This is a genomic window from Alteromonas sp. KUL49, assembly GCF_006538345.1.
Taxonomy (GTDB): Bacteria; Pseudomonadota; Gammaproteobacteria; order Enterobacterales; family Alteromonadaceae; genus Alteromonas.
On sequence record NZ_BJKL01000001.1, the window covers coordinates 578,494 to 597,439 of the forward strand.

Here is an 18,946-nt window from a genome sequence, read left to right on the forward strand (position 1 = left end):
AGCAATGCCAATAAAAAAGCCACTAGAGGTGAATCTAGTGGCTTTGAATCGCTTAACTTCTGCTACTAATCGTATTTATGGATAAAGTCGGTAATAAGAGGGCGAATATGTTTGCGGAATTTGGAACCACTAAAAATACCGTAGTGACCTGCACCTTGTTGAACATGATGTTTACGCATTGACTTAGGTATGTTTTTACAAATGTCTTGCGCTGCTTCAGTTTGGCCCAGGCCGCATATATCGTCGTCAGCACCTTCAACAGTAAGTAACGCTGTGTTGTCGATAGATTCAAAATCTACTGGTAGACCTTCGTATTTAATAGCGCCACGAGCTAATTTGTTGTTTTTAAATACACTTTCTATGGTCTCTAAATAGAATTCTGCGGGTATATCAAGTACAGCCAGGTATTCGTCATAGAAAGCTCTAAAACGATCAGCGTCTTCCTCCTCACCCATAAATAAGTTTTGATAAAAGTCCATGTATTTACGGATGTGAGATTGTTGATTCATACTAATGAACCCACCCAGTTGCATAAAGCCGGGGTAAACTTGACGACCTTCGCCGGGATATCCGTAAGGCACCTTCATTATGGCCACGTTTCTGAACCATGCCATGGAATGTTGGTTTGAAAAGTCATTCACCCGAGTTGGGTTACGGCTTGTGTCGATTGGTCCAGCCATTAAAGTAAGTGATTTCGGTACACACTTGTTTTTACGTTGAGCCATAACTGCGGTGGCAATCAGTGCTTGCACCGTAGGTTGGCATATCGCGATCATATGCGTACCTTCGCCCAAGTATTCCAAAAAGTTGATGAGGTAAGATACATAGCAATCAAAAGAGAATGGTCCTTCTTCTAAAGGAACTTCTCTGGCATCAGCCCAATCAGTCACATAGATTTCGTGGTCAGGTAACAATGCTTCTACCGTACCTTTAAGTAGGGTAGCAAAGTGTCCCGATAAAGGGGCCACAAGCAGCACCTTATGATCGTCGCTAATACCTTTGCGATTAAAATGTATAAGGTCACAGAAAGGCTTGCTAAGCACAATATCTTCTCTGACTTGGTAGCGACGCTTGTTAATTACGATCTCGTCTATATTAAATCCCAGCTTTTCATACCTGCGAGTCAGTCGCATTGCAGTTTCCAGCGAGGCGCGGGTGATGCGACCAGGAAGGGTATGAGAAAACAAGTTCGCGGGGTTATTTGCGACATCGTTCATTAGGCTAAAGCCTTCATGCATGATGTGCGCTCCGCGAGTAAAGAAGTCGTACGTTTGATAGTTCACTACGTGGCTCCTGTAGTTGATGAAAAGCTGGGTGACGGTAGGGTCAACAAATGAGTCATCGTAAGTTTAGCGTGTAAAAAAACAAAAGGCGGAGAATCGCATGAGATCACACGAATCATACCGCCAGTCATCTTTTTGCACATTGTGGCTTTACAGCAAACTTACTTTTTAGGAGTAAAGTCAACAGTCATGTCTTTGAACATTTCTGTAGCTTTCTGACCTGCATCAGTAAGAATGGCATAGCTGCTTTTTGCTGTTTCAGAAACAGTTTCTTGCAAAGTTTCCATATAAGCTTTTTGAGTTTCAGCAAGTGCCATCACGTCTTTTTGCTGAGACGCTTTTTCAAAATACGCCATTCCTTCAGAAAGCAGTGAAGAATATAGTGTGTTTTGCTTCTCAGCTAGCTCTTGCATAGTGCTCATGTTCAACGTTGCCAAGTCAGTCATTGGCTTCATTGCTGTTTTAAACTGCTCATTCATTTGTTCAAACATGGGTTTCTCCACGGTGTTAAGTTAGTAAAAGTTAAGGTCTTACTGGGTACTATTTAGTTGATGTTTTAGGTGTTGCTGTTTTCTTCGGTGCTGTTGTGCGTCTAGCGCGAGTCGCGGGCTTCTTTGGTGCAGGTTCTGCCGCTGGCTCGACTTTCGCTTCTGTAGTAGCTGGTTTGGCTTCTACTTTAGCAACGGGTTCAGCTTTGGCTTCAACAGGTTTCGGTTCTGCTTTAGACGCTGGCTTTGGCGCTGCTTTCTTAGCTGCAGGTTTAGGCGCAGCTTTCGTTGTTTTTGCTGGTGCTTTTGGCGCAGGTGCAACTTCCGCTTTCGCTTCTTCCGCTAAAGCAACACTCTCATCAATAGAAGACTTCATCGCTAGTGTTACGTCGTCCCGTAATACGCTCAGTGCACTGTAAGTTTCTTTTGTCGCATTTGTAAAACGGTCACGCATTGACTCTGCGTAATCAGACTGCGCCGCCAACATACCCTTTACGGTCGGTTGTGCTGATACCGCCTGCATAAAATTCACACTGTCGCTCAACAACCCTGTGAATAGTGCCGTTTGATGACCTGATAATGTTTCTAACGTTTTGGTATTTGCGGCAATAACCGTATTCACTGGCTTTGCACTTTTTTTCAGTTGTTCTGAAAGTTGTCCGAACATCACATCCTCCCCTGAAGTACTAAACGTACGCAGACCGACTGCATGTATGGTTGCATCACGATGTAAATGCTGCGTTGCAGCAAAGCTTGATTAAATAATAATCAGAGTTTTTGGTAGGGTCAAGACTATTTTGCTGCGCTGCAGCAAGGATCATTAGAACATATTTGACTATGTATAGACGTTCTTATGCTGCTTTGCAGCATAAGAAGCGGTAACTGCTAATAAAAAATCACTAACGTTTTATTCTTTATCGCTTTTTTTATTGGAATACGGCGGAGACCACATTTCCATATTTTGTTCCATGATTTTGTTGAACAAAGAAAAAGGCGAGTTAGATACCACGTTTTGCATCATTGCGTGCATCTTATCTTGCTGTTCAATAAAGGCTACGAGGCTTTGCTCCAAGTATTGTCGCAGATAGACTTGCATGTCAGAGTCGTAGTATCGAATGAGTTGCTTCAACAAAGTATTAGTCAGGAGAGCTTGGTTATCATTGCTCTCTGACTCGCTGATAATCTGCAGCAAAATACTTTTAGTGACGTCCTCACTGCTCTTTGAGTCAACCACACAGAACTCCTCGCGTTGATCTATTAATGCTTTGATACCTTCTAAATTGATGTACTGACTCGTAGAGGTGTTGTACAAGCGGCGATTCGGGTATTTCTTAATTGTGATCATAGTGAGTCCAAAGTAAATGCCGCTGAATTGTGCAAAAAGCCACAATTACACAATTCAGCTCAAGACGAGGAAAACTGAGAATACCGCATAGGTTAATTTCAGCGCAAATCTTACTGCATCTTTGTCGTAAATTCGGGAGTGATCTGCAAGCCCAAGCGTTTCTTGGCATAGCTCCCAGGTGCTGCTTCCAATGCAGGGTATTTCTTGTGAGTCCCTGGTTTATCAATAGCAACCTTCTCACCATTCTTGTCTTCTAGCCACGCATACCAGTCAGGCCACCACGATCCTTTATGCTCCGTGGCACCAGCAAACCACTCTTCTGCTGACGCGGGGGCATCTGTATTTGTCCAGTGAGGGTACTTACCCGTTTTGGTGGGATTTATTACACCCGCTAAATGACCCGAACCAGCCAATACAAATCGTGTATCGCCTGACGTAAGGTGGGTGCCTTTGTATGCGCCTTGCCACAACACGATATGGTCGGCTAGGGTTGCAAGAAAGTAGACTGGCATGTCTAAAGAGCCAAGATTAATGCCGACGCCATCCACTTTCACCTCATTGGGAATACGTAGTTTATTCTCCCAATAGGTCGTTCTGATGTATTCCTTGAAACAAGCTGCGGTAATATTGGTGGCGTCACTGTTCCAATAAAGAATATCGAATGCTGCCGGGTCTTGTCCTTTGAGGTAGTTATTGATGAAGTAAGACCAAAAGAGGTTGTTCTCACGCAGCAAGCTGAAGCTTAAACCCAATATTCTGCCGTCATACACACCTTTTAAATCAGCATGTTGTTCCATCATTGAAAGGGTGTCTTCGGTTATGTAGTTTCCGACTTCGCCGGGCTCGTCAAAATCTAGCAAAGTAGTTAGCAGCGTGAGCGATGCTATACGTTCGTCATTTTTAGCACGCAGGTAAGAGGCGGCAAGGGCGAGTAAAGTACCGCCGACACAAAAGCCAGTCATATTAACTTTTTCAGCGCCGGTTATATCGCAAACCACGTCTAGCGCGGCCAATGGACCCTCGTGCATGTAATTCGAGAACGCTTTCTCAGAGAGTTCTGCAGAGGGATTTACCCAAGAAATCATAAATACATTGTGACCGGCATCTAACAGCCCTTTCACCATGGATTTACGCTCATTTAAGTCCAAAATGTAGTACTTATTGATGAAGGGGGGGACGAACAACAATGGTGTTTCGAAGACAGTGTCTTGTGTAGGCGCGTAGTGAATCAGTTGTATTAAGTCGTTCTGGTAGACTATTTTTCCTTCGGTGTTGGCGATGTTTTCTCCCAGCGTAAATGCGGTCATATCGGTTTGGGTAATTTTAAAGGCTTCTAGCGGACTCTGTTCTAGGTCTCGCATAAAGTTTTGAATACCTTTGACCATGCATTTACCCTGAGTTTTCAGTATTTCTTCACATACTTCAGGATTCGACAGTAGATAATTTGATGGTGACACCGAGTTGATGTACTGGCGGGTATAAAACTTGGCTTGCTGAGCTTGTCGGTCGTCTTTGAATTCCATAGCATCAACGGTGCTTTCCAACAGCTTAGCGTTGATGAGATACGCTTGCTTAAGATAGTTATATACCGGATTCTCGTCCCAATCAGGATGGGCAAAACGAGGATCTTTCCCTCGCTGCTCGACAACTGGATTAACTTGCTCACCCATCATTGCTTTGGTGGCTCGCTGCCACAATTCACTTTGCTGGGCAATAAACTCCATTTGTGATTGCATCACTTGTTGTGGGTCTATTTTTACGTCGGTATTCAGTAATGTTTGAAGATTATCGGGACTAAAAAAACAGGGGTATCCGTACTATCCGATTTATTAGTAAGTACATCTCGAACCATCGTATTAAACTGATGGGCATAGTGGTTCAAGATATTTAGCAAATCGTCATGTGCTTTTGCTTCCACAGCGTGACTCCTTCTCGCCTACTGCTCTACTAGGTAGGGCAAATTCTCTGAGATCGCAGTGAACAATGGTCATCGCCTTTCGCTAAATGCCATCGACAACATCACATCAATTAAGTGTATTTTCTATTGTTGACCCAAAACAGCAATGGTAGTGTTCACGTTATAGATTATCGTGCGACGTACCTACTTGATTTGAGTCAAGGTCGTTAGCATTTTCTGGCCTTTATCGAGTTTCAATAAGCCAGCTCACTTACCATCATGGCATGTCACGTGACGAAAAAACAATCAAAAGTGAAAAAAATTCTTTCCGCTTTAAACGGCTCCTCTGGCAACTTCTGCTGTTGTTTACCGTGGTTCTTGGGGCATATACCTTTTACCTTGATGCTCAAATTAAGCATTCGTTTACAGGGAACAAGTGGGAAGTACCCGCTCAGATATTCGCTCGTCCCTTGGTGATATCTCAATCCTTAGAAATTACCCCTAAAGAAGTCATCGATGAGTTGCAACTGTTGGGCTATCGCAAGGTCGATAATGCTGATAGTAGTGGTGAATACAGTTATCACAACAGAGTACTATCGGTTCAACGACGAGCTTTTCATTTTCCCGATGGTGCTGAACCACTTCGCCACATCACTTTTACTTGGGAAGGTGATCGAATAAAAAATATCGAGGATCATTCTCTTGGAAGAACGCTCGGTAGCGTAAGGTTAGAACCCTGGTTAGTGACTAGAATGGTAAGTGCCAGTCACGAAGACAGAATGCTGCTAACCCTCGATACTATTCCAGAAATGTTACCCAAAGCGTTAACACTGGTTGAGGACCGTAATTTCTACAATCATCACGGTGTTGCACCTCTGTCGATTATTCGTGCGCTTATGGCCAACATTGCGGCGGGGCGAACAGTACAGGGCGGTAGTACACTTACTCAGCAGTTAGTTAAAAACCTGTATTTAACCCGTGAGAGAGCGATAAGTCGTAAAATCAAAGAAGCCTTAATGGCAGTGATTATTGATGCGCGTTACAGCAAATCACAAATCATTCAAGCATATCTTAACGAGGTATTTCTCGCCCAAAACGGCAACAAAGCCGTGCACGGATTCGGGTTAGCCAGCTATTTTTATTTTGATCGTCCAGCAAGTGAATTAAGCGTTCCAGAAATCGCTACCTTGGTCGCTATGATAAAAGGGCCATCCTATTACAATCCACGTAAATATCCCGACAGAGTCAAAGAGCGCCGTGATCTGGTGTTGCGTATTTTGTTTGAGGAAAACGAGATAGGCAGAGAAGAATACGAAAGCTACATCAATATGCCCTTGGGACTTGCGAGTGGAGCTAGTCTTGCCAGTGGTAAGCATCCTGCGTTTATGGCACAAGTAAGGAACGAGCTGAAAACGATTTTAGCCGACCCTAATTTACGAGATTCGGGAGTGAAAGTTTTCACTACGCTAGACATTGTGTCTCAACGTCGCGCAGAGCGAGCGTTGGCGGGCACCTTGTCAGGGCTTCAACAAGATCGTTCTGTTCCTTTGCAAGCTGCAATGGTAGTCACCAATATCGCCAAAGGTGAAGTCAGGGCGATGGTGGGCGGAAAGGACTTTGCTTTCAGTGGTTTTAATAGAGCATTGGATGCGAAACGCCCGATCGGCTCTTTGATCAAACCGGCCATTTATTTAGCGGCGCTGGAAAACCCAACCCAATATAACTTGGCAACTCCTCTTGAGGATAAGCCAATCCAACTTGAGACTGATCCCGGCGAGTATTGGTCACCGCAAAATCACTCTAAAACATTCAGTGGTCAGGTGACTTTGCTGGATAGTTTGGTGGGTTCCTTGAACGTACCTACGGTTAATTTGGGGTTAGCACTAGGCTTGGACGTGGTAGCGGACACTATTGCTCGTTTGGGTGTAGATGCCAATATTGAACAAGTACCCGCACTCACATTAGGCGCGTTGGCATTGTCTCCTTTTGAGACTAATCAAATGTATCAAACCCTATCTAATCAAGGACGCTACGTACCACTACACACGGTGACTTCTGTGTTAAGTGCTAATAATGCACTTATCTGGCGAGGTGCGGAGTTCTACGCACAACGCACTGAGGAAGATGCGGCGTACCTATTAAATTACGCCATGTATAAAGTCACCACACAAGGTACAGCAAAACGATTAGGTCAGCGTTTTCCATCAATAAATATGGCTGGAAAAACGGGTACAACAGATGACTACAGAGACAGTTGGTTCAGTGGCTTCGACCGTAACAACGTGACTACCATCTGGGTCGGTAACGATGACAATCAACCCATTAGCCTGACAGGCGCAGGTGGTGCATTACCTATTTTTATCGAGTATCAAAAACTACAATCACCCAAGTCGTTGTCTCGTCGGTTTCCTGATGGGCTGGGTATTGCCCACTTTGATACTGCTACGGGGAGTGTCGTCGAGGCGGGATGTCCTAACAGTTTAAGCGTACCGGCAATATTAGATGCTTTGCCACCAGTGCAATTGAATTGCGCAGGTCAACCGGTTCAAGAGCCTGAAGAGGAAGATGAAAAACCGTGGTGGAAGCGTTTATTTGGCTTATAAAAAAACTCCGAGGGACTGACAGAAAACCTCTGAATCTTCTGTCAGCCTCCTAGGAGCAAGGCCCAATGGGAGACAGGCTTAGGGGGAACAATTCGTTTTTACGCACGCTGATTTAATACGTAGCGAGCGGTAGAAAATATCAATGCGCTAGCAGTAAATGCCGCAACTGGCGCCATAACCAACATCATTAATGCACTTGAAGTAACCATTTTCTTTTCCTTATGCGTCGTTGTTGTCTATTGGATTGATGGCTTTTTGAGTATTCTCTGTAGTGTCGGCTACCATGAATACGTCGTTTGCCTCTATAACTTCCATTGCTTGAGTGGCTTCTAAAACGTCAAAGGTAACGCCCAAGCTCAAGTCTCGTTGAGTATCTGCAAATGCTTTTGATACAAGGGTATCCGTATTCTCAACAAGCTGTGATTCTTGTTCTGCAGCGATAGCGCCGATACTCAAAACAGTCAGTGTTAGTGCAGTAAATAATTTGCGACGGGTAAACATAATCATCTCCATAAAATAAATTAGACACTGCACGTTTCAAACTGCTTGGCAGCTATCTGTTAAGTCGTAAACAAAACACATTTGGTTTATTGCTAACGGTGTGCCAATGTTTAATTTTTATTTAACTGCATGATTTGTATGGATATTTAATTTTGATATTTTATCTTGTAGTTGAGCTTATTTTTGCTATACGCTAATAGTTAGCGAATTTGCTAACTAGGTTTAGCCAAATTAACCAACATTATTGAATAGTAAAATCGGCAAGGAGGGGCGATGGCTACCGTAGCTGGAGTAGTGGCGATCTTTATGTGGGGTATGTTGGCAGTACTGACTGTCAATGCGAGCGATATACCGCCTTTTCAATTACTCACTATTTGCTTTCTTGTGTCTGCACTGCTGATTTTTGTAAAGCGGTTGGTGAGAAACGAACCCTTGACCACGCCTCCAAAACTCACTGTTGCTCAATGGATTGCTACAGTGGGCGGTCTCTTTGGCTTTCACTTTTGCTATTTTCTCGCGATTAGGTATGCCCCTGCAATTGAGGTCAGTTTAATCGGCTACCTGTGGCCATTGCTATTCGGCGTTGCTGTTGCGTCACCAGCGACTCGTCGGTTTGCGATTGTTGGCGGCCTAGTTGGTTTTATTGGATGTGCTTTGTTAGTTACCGGCGGAGAATCATTAGGCGTCAATATAGAACACGCTTCTGGTTACGCGCTAGCATTGGCGTGTGCACTAATTTGGGCGGCATACTCGTGGTACATGGGCGATGCTACAACCCAAGTCGAGGATATTGGTTGGGTTTGTGGTGCGGTCGCGGTGTTTGCGTTAGTTGTCCACATAGCTATCGAAGACACTGTACTGAATCTCCCTGCATCAGCCTGGGTTAGTGCATTGCTGTTAGGACTGGGGCCGGTGGGCGGTGCCTTTTACCTATGGGATATTGGTGTAAAGTTTGGCAATCGCTCTCTTCTTGCCAGTTTAAGTTTTGCTACTCCGGTGATCTCAAGTATTGCGCTAGCCATGTTTGGCGTAAACCCACTCACCGCAACTATTGCCATTGCTGTAGCGTTAATCGTTTCTGGTGCGTTAGTGTCTAACTTTTTACCAAGAGTTTTAGGGGTATCACGGGCCACTTCCTGAGAGTACGTCCTATGGGTTATCTCTGTCCGGCTTGGTGCCTCTCGGCGAGTTGATGGGCTTTTTGTTGATCCTTGCATCGATGAAGCGAGTTGGATCACCTTGGTCTGAGCATCTTAGCGTGCCACCACCAATGCCGCTAAGTAGCGTGACGGCTTTAGCTGCTACTGACGAGCAGTTTACGGTCACTTCAGGACGTTCTTCCTGCTCTTCTTCCCCAGTACGGGTATCGTAAATAGTAGGGCTGTTTTGTTGTGCTCTGTATTCCCTTGATGCCCGTTCAGCTTCTTCGCCAGCAATATTCTGTGCACTTTGTTCGAAGTATCGACGGGTAAATTCAATAGGTGAATTAAAGCGAGCTTGCGCGTTGTCGCTTGTCTCGTTTGAAGTGAGTGGTTGTTCGCGTGCGATTGGTGCTTGGGTCTGTTCTAAAGGGGGGCTTTCAGATGTTTTTTCATTGATCAGCGTATCATCAGCTTCTTGAATAGTAGGCTCTTCACTCATCGACTCCTCTGTGACGTTTTGCTCAGGAATTTCCGTGTCACTGAGCTGTGACTGGCTTTCGTCTTCTGTCTCTACATTTGTCGCGTTTTGTGTGATTTGCTCTGGAATCAACAGGGTCGCATCAATAATAAGGGGTAACTGATGCTGTGGTTCATCATGTGTTTTTTGCTTTACTGAGAAAAATACAACTAATCCGATGAGCGCACCGTGGACGAGCAACGAGACAGCTAACCCCCTAAACCCGCGGGGTTGAGGTCTATCAGGAGGCCTTGATGCCTCGTAGTCTATGGAAATATCAAGAGAAATTGTCGTCATACCAACCTACTGACCCTTAGACAAAGGGATTAGTTCCATCCTAATTTCATCGTAATTCTTAGGTAATTCAACCTGCGTTGCTTCATTGTTGTGCATTGATGTGGCGGTGCACCACTTGTGTGCAAAAAAACATCGTGTTTACATTTTTAAGTATTTTTAAGTGTTTGTTTTTTAAGTGTTTAAATTGTGGCATAGGTCTTGTTCTAGACCCCTTAAGTCACTTTAAGTGCATATAACCATTAAATACTTGGGAGCAACTCATGAAACTAGTCACAGCTATCATCAAGCCGTTCAAGCTAGATGATGTTCGTGAAGCCATTTCAGAAATCGGTATCGACGGTTTGACCGTTACCGAAGTGAAAGGTTTCGGACGTCAAAAGGGACACACTGAACTTTATCGCGGTGCAGAATATCAGGTGGATTTCCTACCAAAGGTTAAGCTTGAAATCGCAGTACAAGACGATCAGGTTGAGCGTCTTGTTGAAGCGATCGTAGGCGCAGCCAAAACAGGCAAAATTGGTGACGGTAAGGTCTTCGTATACGACCTTGAACATGCCGTACGTATCCGAACTGGCGAGTCAGACACTGACGCGTTGTAAGCCATTAAAAATAAATTCCGGAGATAACCAAAATGGAAATCACTTTTGAACTCGGGTATGCGCTAGATACCTTTTACTTCCTAATCTGTGGTGCGCTTGTAATGTGGATGGCTGCTGGCTTTGCTATGCTAGAAGCTGGTCTTGTTCGCGCTAAGAACACTACTGAAATTCTTACTAAAAACGTCGCGCTTTTCGCGATTGCTTGTACTATGTACATGATTTGCGGTTACGGCATCATGTACGGCGGTGGCGACTGGGGTCCATTCCTAGCTGGCATCATGTCTGACGGTGCAACTGGTGTAGCTGAAGATCCAGCGACTTACGCACCTGCTGCTGACTTCTTCTTCCAAGTTGTATTCGTAGCTACTGCTATGTCAATCGTATCTGGTGCGGTTGCTGAGCGTATGAAGCTATGGGCATTCCTTGCGTTCACGGTAGTAATGACTGGTTTCATCTACCCAATGGAAGGTGCATGGACTTGGGGCGGTGAAGCTGTATTTGGTCTTTACACTCTTGGCGACCTAGGTTTCTCAGACTTCGCAGGTTCTGGTATCGTTCACATGGCCGGTGCAGCTGCTGCTCTTGCTGGTGTACTAGTACTTGGTGCTCGTAAAGGTAAATATTCTGCTGACGGTAAAGTTAACGCTATCCCTGGTGCTAACCTACCTCTAGCAACACTTGGTACTTTCATCCTATGGATGGGTTGGTTCGGTTTCAACGGTGGTTCAGTACTAGCTACCGCTACTGTAGAAAGTGCAAACGCTGTTGCGGTTGTATTCATGAACACTAATGCTGCGGCTGCTGGTGGTAGTATCGCTGCACTAATCGTTGCACGCATCATGTTCGGTAAAGCCGACCTAACTATGGCACTAAACGGTGCGCTAGCGGGTCTAGTTGCTATCACGGCTGAACCTTCTACTCCTACTCCACTAGCTGCTACTTTGTTCGGCGGTCTAGGTGGTATCTTGGTTGTACTTAGCATCGTAATGCTAGACAAGTTCAAGATTGATGATCCAGTAGGTGCTATCTCTGTTCACGGTGTTGTAGGTCTACTTGGTCTTATCCTTGTTCCTTTCACTAACGACGGTGCAAGCCTTTCTGGTCAGCTTATCGGTGCCGCGACTATCTTCGTATGGGTATTCGTAGTAAGCCTAGTAGTATGGCTAGCGCTTAAAGCGGTAATGGGCATCCGTGTAAGCGAAGAAGAAGAGTTTGACGGTGTTGATATGAGCGAATGTGGTTTGGAAGCATACCCAGACTTCACAAGCGGCCGCTCTTAAGAGAGTCAGAACAGGCAACTAAATCAAAAACAATAATGTCTGTATCTCCACTATTAAGCCTCGCATATGCGAGGCTTTTTTCATTTTTCCTCTGGGCCAATTCCGCGCTAAACTATTGATATTACGATCAGCCGTTATATCTTCAGGGTTCTACAAGGTAGCTATTATGTTTATGCGATTCCTCGCGTTAGTACTTCTATTGGCAAGTTTTACCGCAGCATCATACGACAGGATTACAGGGGCTAGCTTTGCCAGTCGCTCAGAGGTTATTGCGCAACAAGGTATGGCCGCCACTAGTCAGCCGCTGGCAACACAAGTCGCCCTCGATATTCTAAAGCAAGGTGGCAGTGCAGTAGATGCAGCTATTGCAGCCAATGCTATGCTCGGCCTAGTGGAGCCAACTGGGTGCGGTATCGGCGGTGATTTGTTTGCTATTGTTTGGGATGCGAAAACAAAAAGTCTTTCAGGACTTAATGCCTCCGGTCGTTCCCCGAGATCACTTACCAAAGAGGTTTTCTCTGCCCAAGGGCTTAGCCAAATACCTAAGTTTGGTCCGCTCCCAGTTTCTGTACCTGGTGCAGTAGACGGATGGTTCGAGTTACACCAAAAGTACGGAAAGTTACCAATGGCAACGCTGCTAACACCAGCAATTCAGTACGCCAGAGATGGGTTTCCTGTAACTGAAATGATTGCATACTATTGGCAAATGAATGCGGACAGGATCGGCCATTATCCCGGTTTTGCTGAGACCTTTTTGATCAATGGTAAAGTACCGAAGAAAGGTGACATTTTTACCAATCCGCATTTGGCAGCGACCTATGAAAAAATTGCCACGGGTGGTAGAGATGCGTTCTACAAAGGTGATATTGCCCGCATTATTGATGCCTACATGCAAGAACAAGGGGGTTACCTTTCGTATCAAGACCTCTCCAGTCACACGTCCTCATGGGTCGACCCAGTATCTTCTAACTATCGAGGGTATGACGTTTGGGAGCTACCACCAAATGGTCAGGGGATAGCAGCGCTACAAATACTAAATGTGTTGGAGCGATATGATATTGAAGGCATGGGGTTTGGTTCGGCAGATTATATTCACACCTTTGTCGAGGCTAAAAAGTTGGCCTTTGAAGACAGAGCAAAGTTCTATGCAGACCCAGATTTTAATGACATTCCAGTCGACTGGTTGATTTCTAAGGACTACGCCGCTGAGCGCCAGCGCTTGATAAACCCTGAGCAAGCTGCTCAGCGATATGACGCCGGTCGATATGATGGCGATACGATTTACTTAACTGTTGCAGACAAAGACGGCAATATGGTGTCGTTAATTCAGAGCAACTATCGTGGCATGGGGTCGGGAATGACACCCACTGGTTTGGGTTTTGTGTTACAGAATCGAGGCGAAATGTTTACTTTGGAAGAGGGGCATTTCAATGAATATGCTTCCGGAAAACGTCCGTTTCACACAATTATTCCTGCATTTGTGACTCGCAACGGCTACCCTTTTCTTAGCTTTGGTGTAATGGGCGGCGGTACACAGCCTCAAATGCACGCACAGATCATTGTCAATGTTATTGATTTTGGCATGAACCTCCAGGAAGCGGGGGATGCACCGCGCATGTTACATAGTGGCTCAAGTAGCCCCACTGGTGCACTCATGCTAGATGGTGGATACGTAAGCCTAGAATCAGGTGTTTCGATGGAGGTTCAAAGAGAGTTGATGGAACGTGGCCATCGGCTACAAAGCGAAGTAGGTGTGTATGGTGGTTACCAGGCTATTGGCTGGGACAATCAGCGTAAAATCTATATTGGGGCGTCTGAAAGTCGAAAAGATGGACAAGCCGCGGGTTATTGATACACACTTATTAGTAAGCGAGCCGTTTGTAACTTAATGTAGATAATAACAAGAGCATTCATGACACAACCACAAAAAGGAATATGCGCAGAGCCAAACTTGCATGCACAATATTTGTTGTTCAATGTTGTTGATGAAGACAGCGAAGCGGTTCGCGCTAAGCTTGCCCGAGTGATAGATGTTTTCGAACACTTTGAAAACGAGCATTATGAAGCAATGGTTACAGGTATTGTTGCGGTAGGTCCGGGATATTGGACTGATTTGTATCCAGGTCTGATTCCGCCCGAGTTGGCGCCGTTTCCTGATATGCAGTGCGAAGACAGAAGTGCTCCAACTATGCCTTGTGACTTATTTATCCAGATTAGGGCGGACAGGCTGGATATTTGCCATGCGATTGGTATCGAGGTTATGAATTTACTGCGTCTACACGTTGAGCTTGTGGAACAGATTCGAGGTTTCCGATACTTGGATGGTCGGGATCTCAATGGATTTATTTATGCGCCGGAAAACCCTCGTGGGATGCGCAGGCGAGAAACCGCAATTATCGGCGAGTACGACCCTGACTTCTGTGGTGGCAGTTACCTCCATGTTCAGCGTTATCGCCATGACTTGAGGCGATGGCATAGCTTATCCGCTCGCCAGCAAGAACAAGTCATGGGGGTGACTCAAGAACACAACCTAGAAAGCGTGGAACGCTCTCAGTCTTCTCACTGTGAAAGGGCGAGCGTAGTTAATCCAGACGATGGTATGCCTGGCCTTATCAAACAGGGTATGCCCTACGGTGATATGCGTACCCAAGGACTCTTTTTTGTCAGTTGCTCTGCGAGTGCCCAGCCATTTCGAGCAATGCTACACAGCCAAATATACGGCAATGGTGACGGCGATTATGACCGTTGGCTAGACTATTCGAATGCGGAGACGGGAGCGTCGTTCTTTGCACCTTCGGTGACCTTTATTCGACAACAAGCAATGTACGCAGAATCCTAGTGCGGTGCTCATACCGCCAGTGCGCCACTCCAAATCTGTAGTTTTGGTTGATGACGATATTCGTGACAAACATTGATGTGGTGATGGATCACATAGTCGAGGGGGGCGACTTCAAGTGCCTTAGTAAAGGCCTCTAATGCCTCATCCCAATTTTGCTGTTTTCTATGCTCAATACCCTGTTTTATGAAGACTTCTGCTTTAAGTTTACTCTGTTGTTCTGCTTCGGGTAAATGATCGAGCACTTCGTAAACTTCAATAGGGGCTTGTCTACCTTTTACTCTTACCCAGTCGAGAAGTCGGGCCTTTATGTCGCTTTTTTCGCTGATAGTCTCGAGCAACTGAGCGGTGACGAGAATATCAGCATGATACTTTGAGGTGAGTGCTTCTAAGCGGTAGGCAATATTGACACTATCACCAATAACCGTGGTATCCATGCGGTCATCTGAGCCAACGGTACCCAAAATAACAGGACCGTAGTGGATACCAATGCCCACATTGACAGGGTCATAGCCACTATTTTTACGATGTTTGTTGTAAATATTTAGCGCTTTTCGCAAGTCCAATGCTGCCTGAACAGCATCTGCTACTTTATCGTCGGCATTACCACCGGGATGATCAAAGAGCGCCATAATAGCGTCGCCGATAAACTTGTCGATAAAACCGCGGTTTTGGTGAATCGGGTCGTTCATTCTCAAGAAGTAGGAGTTTAAAAAACTCATCAACTCATGAGGGCGCATGTTTTCAGAAAGGCTGGTAAATCCGCGAATATCGCAGAACAGTATGGCGACATCGTCTTCATCTGCGTGTCCCAATTCTAAGGAACTGGAACCATTTTTGGTAATATGATCCACAAACTGACGAGGAACGAACTTTTGAAAGGTTTGCGAAAGCCTTAAGGCCTCATCAGCGGTTTGCTGAAAACCACGCTCTTTTTCTTCTTCCGAATTTACAATCTTGCGTTGAGGTGGTGTGGATAGAGCAGGTGAACGACGACTAGCGATTATCGTAACAACAACGCCGTAGGTACTTACCACCAACAAAAGAAGTAGCAACCAATGGGTTGTTGTCACGATAGTAATGCCTCACTCGCTATAGTGTTGCGAAGACCTTGTCTGCTGCGTCAAGGGTTGCTGCAATGATATCTGCATCGTGGGCCTTAGACACAAAACCCGCCTCATAAGACGCTGGAGCAAGGTAAACGCCTTGATCTAGCATGCCGTGATAGAACTTATTAAATTGTTCCGTGTTGCAATTAATGGCTTGCTGATAGTTAGTTACACGCTCAATATCAGTAAAGAATAGCCCAAACATGCTACCAGCAACATTAGTACTTAGTGGTATACCATGCTTATTTGCAAGTTCTTGCATGCCACTCGCTAGTGCTTTGGTATTTTCAAAGATTGAGTCGTACAAATGAGCGTCTTGTAACTGAGATAAGGCTGCAAGACCTGCTGCCATAGCGACTGGGTTCCCTGAGAGGGTTCCAGCCTGATACACCGGGCCTGTCGGTGCGATATGGGTCAAGATTTCTTTTTTACCGCCAAAAGCGCCAACTGGCATGCCGCCGCCGATCACTTTACCCAAACAGGTAAGGTCTGGTTTGATATTGTAGCGCTCCTGAGCACCACCGCGAGAAACACGAAAGCCCGTCATTACTTCGTCGAAAATAAGAACGCTGCCGAATTGGTCACAGATATCCCGCAGGCCTTCAAGAAAACCTTCAACCGGTGGTATACAGTTCATGTTGCCTGCTACAGGCTCAACAATAATGCAGGCAATGTCGTCGCCATGAGCTTCGAACACTTCGCGAACACTGTCTATATTATTGTATTCAACCGTCAACGTATGTTCCGCCACATTGGCTGGCACACCGGGAGAGCTTGGAACGCCAAGGGTAAGCGCGCCTGAACCTGCTTTGACTAATAACGAGTCAGCATGACCGTGGTAACAACCCTCAAACTTAACGATTTTGTTGCGACTTGTGTAACCACGAGCCAATCGAATCGCCGACATTGTAGCTTCGGTACCAGAATTCACCATTCGTACCATTTCCATGGAAGGTACGATTTCGGTAACTTTCTCAGCCATAATTACTTCGGCTTCGGTGGGGGCACCGTAAGAAAGACCATTATGAGATGCCGCAATGACCGCTTCTCGTATGGCATCATTGTTGTGACCAAGTACCATTGGCCCCCATGACTGGATGTAGTCGATATATTGTTTGCCATCGGCGTCCCAAATGTATGGACCATCTGCTTTTGTAATAAAGCGAGGTGTTCCACCTACCGCTTTAAAAGCACGCACGGGAGAGTTAACGCCGCCTGGAATGATTTTCTGGGCTCGGGAAAATAAAGATTCTGATTTTTGCATTCGATTAATTGCTCTTATTTGTGTACCAAATGACTTCTCGTTCATATTTGGACACCAAGTGGTCTACACCTAGCGTAAGTGCGAAAAGTGCCATCCTAACGAGAACACCATTGTCAGTTTGACGGAAAATAGCGAGGTTAGGGTTTACGTTAAGGTCGTTATCCAGTTCGTTAGCTTCTGTACGAGAATCCCGTGGAAGTGGATGCATGATCACAGTTTTAGATTGAAAATGTTTGGTGTAAATCGACTGGTTAAGTCTGAATTTACCACGGTATTTATTGGCTTCATCTTGCGATGGAAAACGCTCTTCCTGAATACGTGTTTGATAACAGATGTCAGCATCCATACTGCCTTCAAGTTTATCTGTGATAGTCAGCTTGTGACCCGCGTTCTCTATGGCATCGATAACTGGCTGAGGCATTGCCAGTTCGTTGGGAGAAATCAGTGTGAACTGAATGTTTTTGAATAAACACAAAAGCTTTGACAATGAGTGAACAGTTCTGCCGTAGCGAAGATCGCCAATCATCGCTATGTGCAAACCGTCAATACCCTTTCCATGATACTCCAGCTCACGCTTAATAGTGAACAAGTCAAGTAGGGCTTGTGTTGGGTGTTCATTAGCCCCGTCACCACCATTGATGACTGGTACGCGGCTTCCCTCGGCAAACTCTGCGACCGACCCAGCTGCAGGGTGACGCATGGCAATAATATCCGAATAACCACTAAGCACACGAGCAGTATCGTAAAGGGATTCACCTTTTGCGAGTGCAGAGTTAGCCATTCCGGTAGTTTCTCGTACCTCACCACCGAGTAGGTTAAATGCGGTTCCAAAACTTACGCGAGTACGGGTACTGGGTTCGAAAAAGAGGTTTCCTAAAATTGCTCCATCGAGCACTGTGGTTCGCTTTTGGCGTTTAGCATAGGGTTGCATTGCATCAGCAACCGAAAACACCCTTTCTATGGCATCACGGTCAAACTGATTGACCGATAAAATATGGTTTCCAGTGAAGTCAGACATTGGTCACTCGTAATACTTAACAGACCCTAATAGTTTATACCAATCCGCCATTTGCCTAAAGCCGAACACCTCATTGGTTTTTATAAAGATCGAACCAAATCACAATTTTTTCTACCGCATTTAATACGTGATTTTGTATTTCTTCGTCAGTGAGTGCTGGTTGAATACCGCATAACATCATGGTGTGAAAATCGCCTTTTAACAAAGACACAAAATCATGTGCTAATTGATCACTTTGTTGTTTAGATATTGCACCATCACCATAGCCATGAAAAATATCAGCGATGTAACGTAATGAAGCTCTAGGGCCCGCTTCATAAAAAAGTTCAGCCATGTGTTCGCTTGATCCTGATTCAGCAATGATCACTCTGAACACTGCCAACGTATCAGGGTCTTGTAACAAGCGGATAAACAGCTCGCCTATGTGCATTAAGCATGTGGAAAAAGGCATTTCCTTCAAGCTGGCTTGCATAAGTTGGCTGGTATCGAGTTGGTAGGATTGGCACTTAGCAGAAATGGCTGCCTGAAACAGAGAATCTTTGTTTTCATAGTGAGAATAGACAGTTTGTTTCGAAACGCCGGAAGCTTTTGCCACTTTATCCATGGAGGTGTTGGTAAAACCCTCGCTCAAAAACAAGCAAGATGCCGCAGAGAGAATCTGTTGTCTTTTTTCTTCGCTTTTGGGGCGGCCTTGTCGTTTGTTATCGGATGTTGTCACAAACATTCCTCATTTTTTTAATTATCAAACTGGACGGTCTAGTTTTATT

General features: G+C 45.2%; 17 protein-coding genes. 6 read left to right on the top strand and 11 right to left on the bottom strand.

Annotation, left to right across the window (positions count from 1 at the left end; translation table 11 throughout):
- Window positions 1–65: 65 nt before the first annotated feature.
- From EYS00_RS02395 to EYS00_RS02415, 5 genes are all read right to left on the bottom strand, one after another.
- Window positions 66–1,283, bottom strand: a complete 1,218-nt coding sequence (locus EYS00_RS02395) for a polyhydroxyalkanoate depolymerase (RefSeq protein WP_130634969.1) — start codon at window positions 1,281–1,283, stop codon at window positions 66–68.
- Between the two features lie 161 nt (window positions 1,284–1,444).
- Complete coding sequence (locus tag EYS00_RS02400; protein ID WP_130634970.1) at window positions 1,445–1,774, bottom strand: phasin family protein; 330 nt, start codon at window positions 1,772–1,774, stop codon at window positions 1,445–1,447.
- Between the two features lie 49 nt (window positions 1,775–1,823).
- Window positions 1,824–2,438: a TIGR01841 family phasin gene (gene phaP, locus EYS00_RS02405; protein WP_130634971.1), complete on the bottom strand. Its 615-nt coding sequence runs from the start codon at window positions 2,436–2,438 to the stop codon at window positions 1,824–1,826.
- Window positions 2,439–2,678: 240 nt separating this feature from the next.
- Window positions 2,679–3,116, bottom strand: a complete 438-nt coding sequence (gene phaR, locus EYS00_RS02410; protein WP_130634972.1) for a polyhydroxyalkanoate synthesis repressor PhaR — start codon at window positions 3,114–3,116, stop codon at window positions 2,679–2,681.
- Window positions 3,117–3,226: 110 nt separating this feature from the next.
- Complete coding sequence (locus tag EYS00_RS02415; protein WP_242618633.1) at window positions 3,227–4,852, bottom strand: alpha/beta hydrolase; 1,626 nt, start codon at window positions 4,850–4,852, stop codon at window positions 3,227–3,229.
- 445 nt (window positions 4,853–5,297) lie between these two features.
- On the opposite strand from EYS00_RS02415, the gene mrcB reads away from it, so the two are divergent.
- Complete coding sequence (gene mrcB, locus EYS00_RS02420) at window positions 5,298–7,616, top strand: penicillin-binding protein 1B (RefSeq protein WP_130634973.1); 2,319 nt, start codon at window positions 5,298–5,300, stop codon at window positions 7,614–7,616.
- A 219-nt stretch (window positions 7,617–7,835) separates the two neighbouring features.
- Here the strand turns inward: mrcB and EYS00_RS02425 are convergent, their stop codons facing one another.
- Window positions 7,836–8,117 (bottom strand): hypothetical protein, encoded by a 282-nt coding sequence (locus tag EYS00_RS02425; protein WP_130634974.1) that lies wholly within the window; start codon window positions 8,115–8,117, stop codon window positions 7,836–7,838.
- 273 nt (window positions 8,118–8,390) lie between these two features.
- On the opposite strand from EYS00_RS02425, the gene EYS00_RS02430 reads away from it, so the two are divergent.
- Window positions 8,391–9,257: a DMT family transporter gene (locus EYS00_RS02430; protein ID WP_130634975.1), complete on the top strand. Its 867-nt coding sequence runs from the start codon at window positions 8,391–8,393 to the stop codon at window positions 9,255–9,257.
- Window positions 9,258–9,266: 9 nt separating this feature from the next.
- Here the strand turns inward: EYS00_RS02430 and EYS00_RS02435 are convergent, their stop codons facing one another.
- A complete protein-coding gene (locus tag EYS00_RS02435; protein WP_130634976.1) occupies window positions 9,267–10,073 on the bottom strand; it encodes a cell envelope integrity protein TolA in 807 nt (268 codons plus the stop codon).
- Between the two features lie 260 nt (window positions 10,074–10,333).
- Between EYS00_RS02435 and glnK the strand changes: the two genes are divergently transcribed.
- The 4 genes from glnK to EYS00_RS02455 all read left to right on the top strand — a co-directional run bounded on the left by glnK (window position 10,334) and on the right by EYS00_RS02455 (window position 14,791).
- Window positions 10,334–10,672, top strand: coding sequence for a P-II family nitrogen regulator (glnK, locus tag EYS00_RS02440; protein WP_032095165.1), 339 nt, complete (start codon window positions 10,334–10,336; stop codon window positions 10,670–10,672).
- 32 nt (window positions 10,673–10,704) lie between these two features.
- A complete protein-coding gene (locus tag EYS00_RS02445) occupies window positions 10,705–11,952 on the top strand; it encodes an ammonium transporter (RefSeq protein ID WP_130634977.1) in 1,248 nt (415 codons plus the stop codon).
- A gap of 172 nt (window positions 11,953–12,124) precedes the next feature.
- Window positions 12,125–13,804 (top strand): gamma-glutamyltransferase, encoded by a 1,680-nt coding sequence (gene ggt, locus EYS00_RS02450; RefSeq protein WP_373995552.1) that lies wholly within the window; start codon window positions 12,125–12,127, stop codon window positions 13,802–13,804.
- A 60-nt stretch (window positions 13,805–13,864) separates the two neighbouring features.
- A complete protein-coding gene (locus EYS00_RS02455; protein ID WP_130634979.1) occupies window positions 13,865–14,791 on the top strand; it encodes a Dyp-type peroxidase in 927 nt (308 codons plus the stop codon).
- A gap of 8 nt (window positions 14,792–14,799) precedes the next feature.
- Here the strand turns inward: EYS00_RS02455 and EYS00_RS02460 are convergent, their stop codons facing one another.
- From EYS00_RS02460 to EYS00_RS02475, 4 genes are all read right to left on the bottom strand, one after another.
- Window positions 14,800–15,861 (bottom strand): adenylate/guanylate cyclase domain-containing protein, encoded by a 1,062-nt coding sequence (locus EYS00_RS02460; RefSeq protein ID WP_130634980.1) that lies wholly within the window; start codon window positions 15,859–15,861, stop codon window positions 14,800–14,802.
- 19 nt (window positions 15,862–15,880) lie between these two features.
- Window positions 15,881–17,161 carry a glutamate-1-semialdehyde 2,1-aminomutase gene (gene hemL, locus EYS00_RS02465; RefSeq protein ID WP_130634981.1) on the bottom strand — a complete coding sequence of 427 codons (1,281 nt, stop codon included), beginning with the start codon at window positions 17,159–17,161 and terminating at the stop codon, window positions 15,881–15,883.
- A 4-nt stretch (window positions 17,162–17,165) separates the two neighbouring features.
- Window positions 17,166–18,179 (bottom strand): aspartate carbamoyltransferase, encoded by a 1,014-nt coding sequence (locus EYS00_RS02470; protein ID WP_130634982.1) that lies wholly within the window; start codon window positions 18,177–18,179, stop codon window positions 17,166–17,168.
- A gap of 70 nt (window positions 18,180–18,249) precedes the next feature.
- On the bottom strand, window positions 18,250–18,897 hold the full coding sequence (locus EYS00_RS02475; RefSeq protein WP_242618620.1) for a TetR/AcrR family transcriptional regulator: 648 nt from the start codon (window positions 18,895–18,897) through the stop codon (window positions 18,250–18,252).
- Window positions 18,898–18,946: the final 49 nt, after the last annotated feature.

Bases quoted from the DNA above. Each gene is read 5' to 3' on its own strand.
- phaR (WP_130634972.1), bottom strand. From the start codon at position 3,116: ATGATCACAATTAAGAAATACCCGAATCGCCGCTTGTACAACACCTCT.
- EYS00_RS02470 (WP_130634982.1), bottom strand. From the start codon at position 18,179: ATGTCTGACTTCACTGGAAACCATATTTTATCGGTCAATCAGTTTGAC.
- mrcB (WP_130634973.1), top strand. From the start codon at position 5,298: ATGTCACGTGACGAAAAAACAATCAAAAGTGAAAAAAATTCTTTCCGC.
- EYS00_RS02435 (WP_130634976.1), bottom strand. From the start codon at position 10,073: ATGACGACAATTTCTCTTGATATTTCCATAGACTACGAGGCATCAAGG.
- hemL (WP_130634981.1), bottom strand. From the start codon at position 17,161: ATGCAAAAATCAGAATCTTTATTTTCCCGAGCCCAGAAAATCATTCCA.
- glnK (WP_032095165.1), top strand. From the start codon at position 10,334: ATGAAACTAGTCACAGCTATCATCAAGCCGTTCAAGCTAGATGATGTT.
- EYS00_RS02400 (WP_130634970.1), bottom strand. From the start codon at position 1,774: ATGTTTGAACAAATGAATGAGCAGTTTAAAACAGCAATGAAGCCAATG.
- EYS00_RS02455 (WP_130634979.1), top strand. From the start codon at position 13,865: ATGACACAACCACAAAAAGGAATATGCGCAGAGCCAAACTTGCATGCA.
- EYS00_RS02445 (WP_130634977.1), top strand. From the start codon at position 10,705: ATGGAAATCACTTTTGAACTCGGGTATGCGCTAGATACCTTTTACTTC.
- EYS00_RS02430 (WP_130634975.1), top strand. From the start codon at position 8,391: ATGGCTACCGTAGCTGGAGTAGTGGCGATCTTTATGTGGGGTATGTTG.
- EYS00_RS02425 (WP_130634974.1), bottom strand. From the start codon at position 8,117: ATGTTTACCCGTCGCAAATTATTTACTGCACTAACACTGACTGTTTTG.
- EYS00_RS02415 (WP_242618633.1), bottom strand. From the start codon at position 4,852: ATGCAATCACAAATGGAGTTTATTGCCCAGCAAAGTGAATTGTGGCAG.
- phaP (WP_130634971.1), bottom strand. From the start codon at position 2,438: ATGTTCGGACAACTTTCAGAACAACTGAAAAAAAGTGCAAAGCCAGTG.
- ggt (WP_373995552.1), top strand. From the start codon at position 12,125: ATGCGATTCCTCGCGTTAGTACTTCTATTGGCAAGTTTTACCGCAGCA.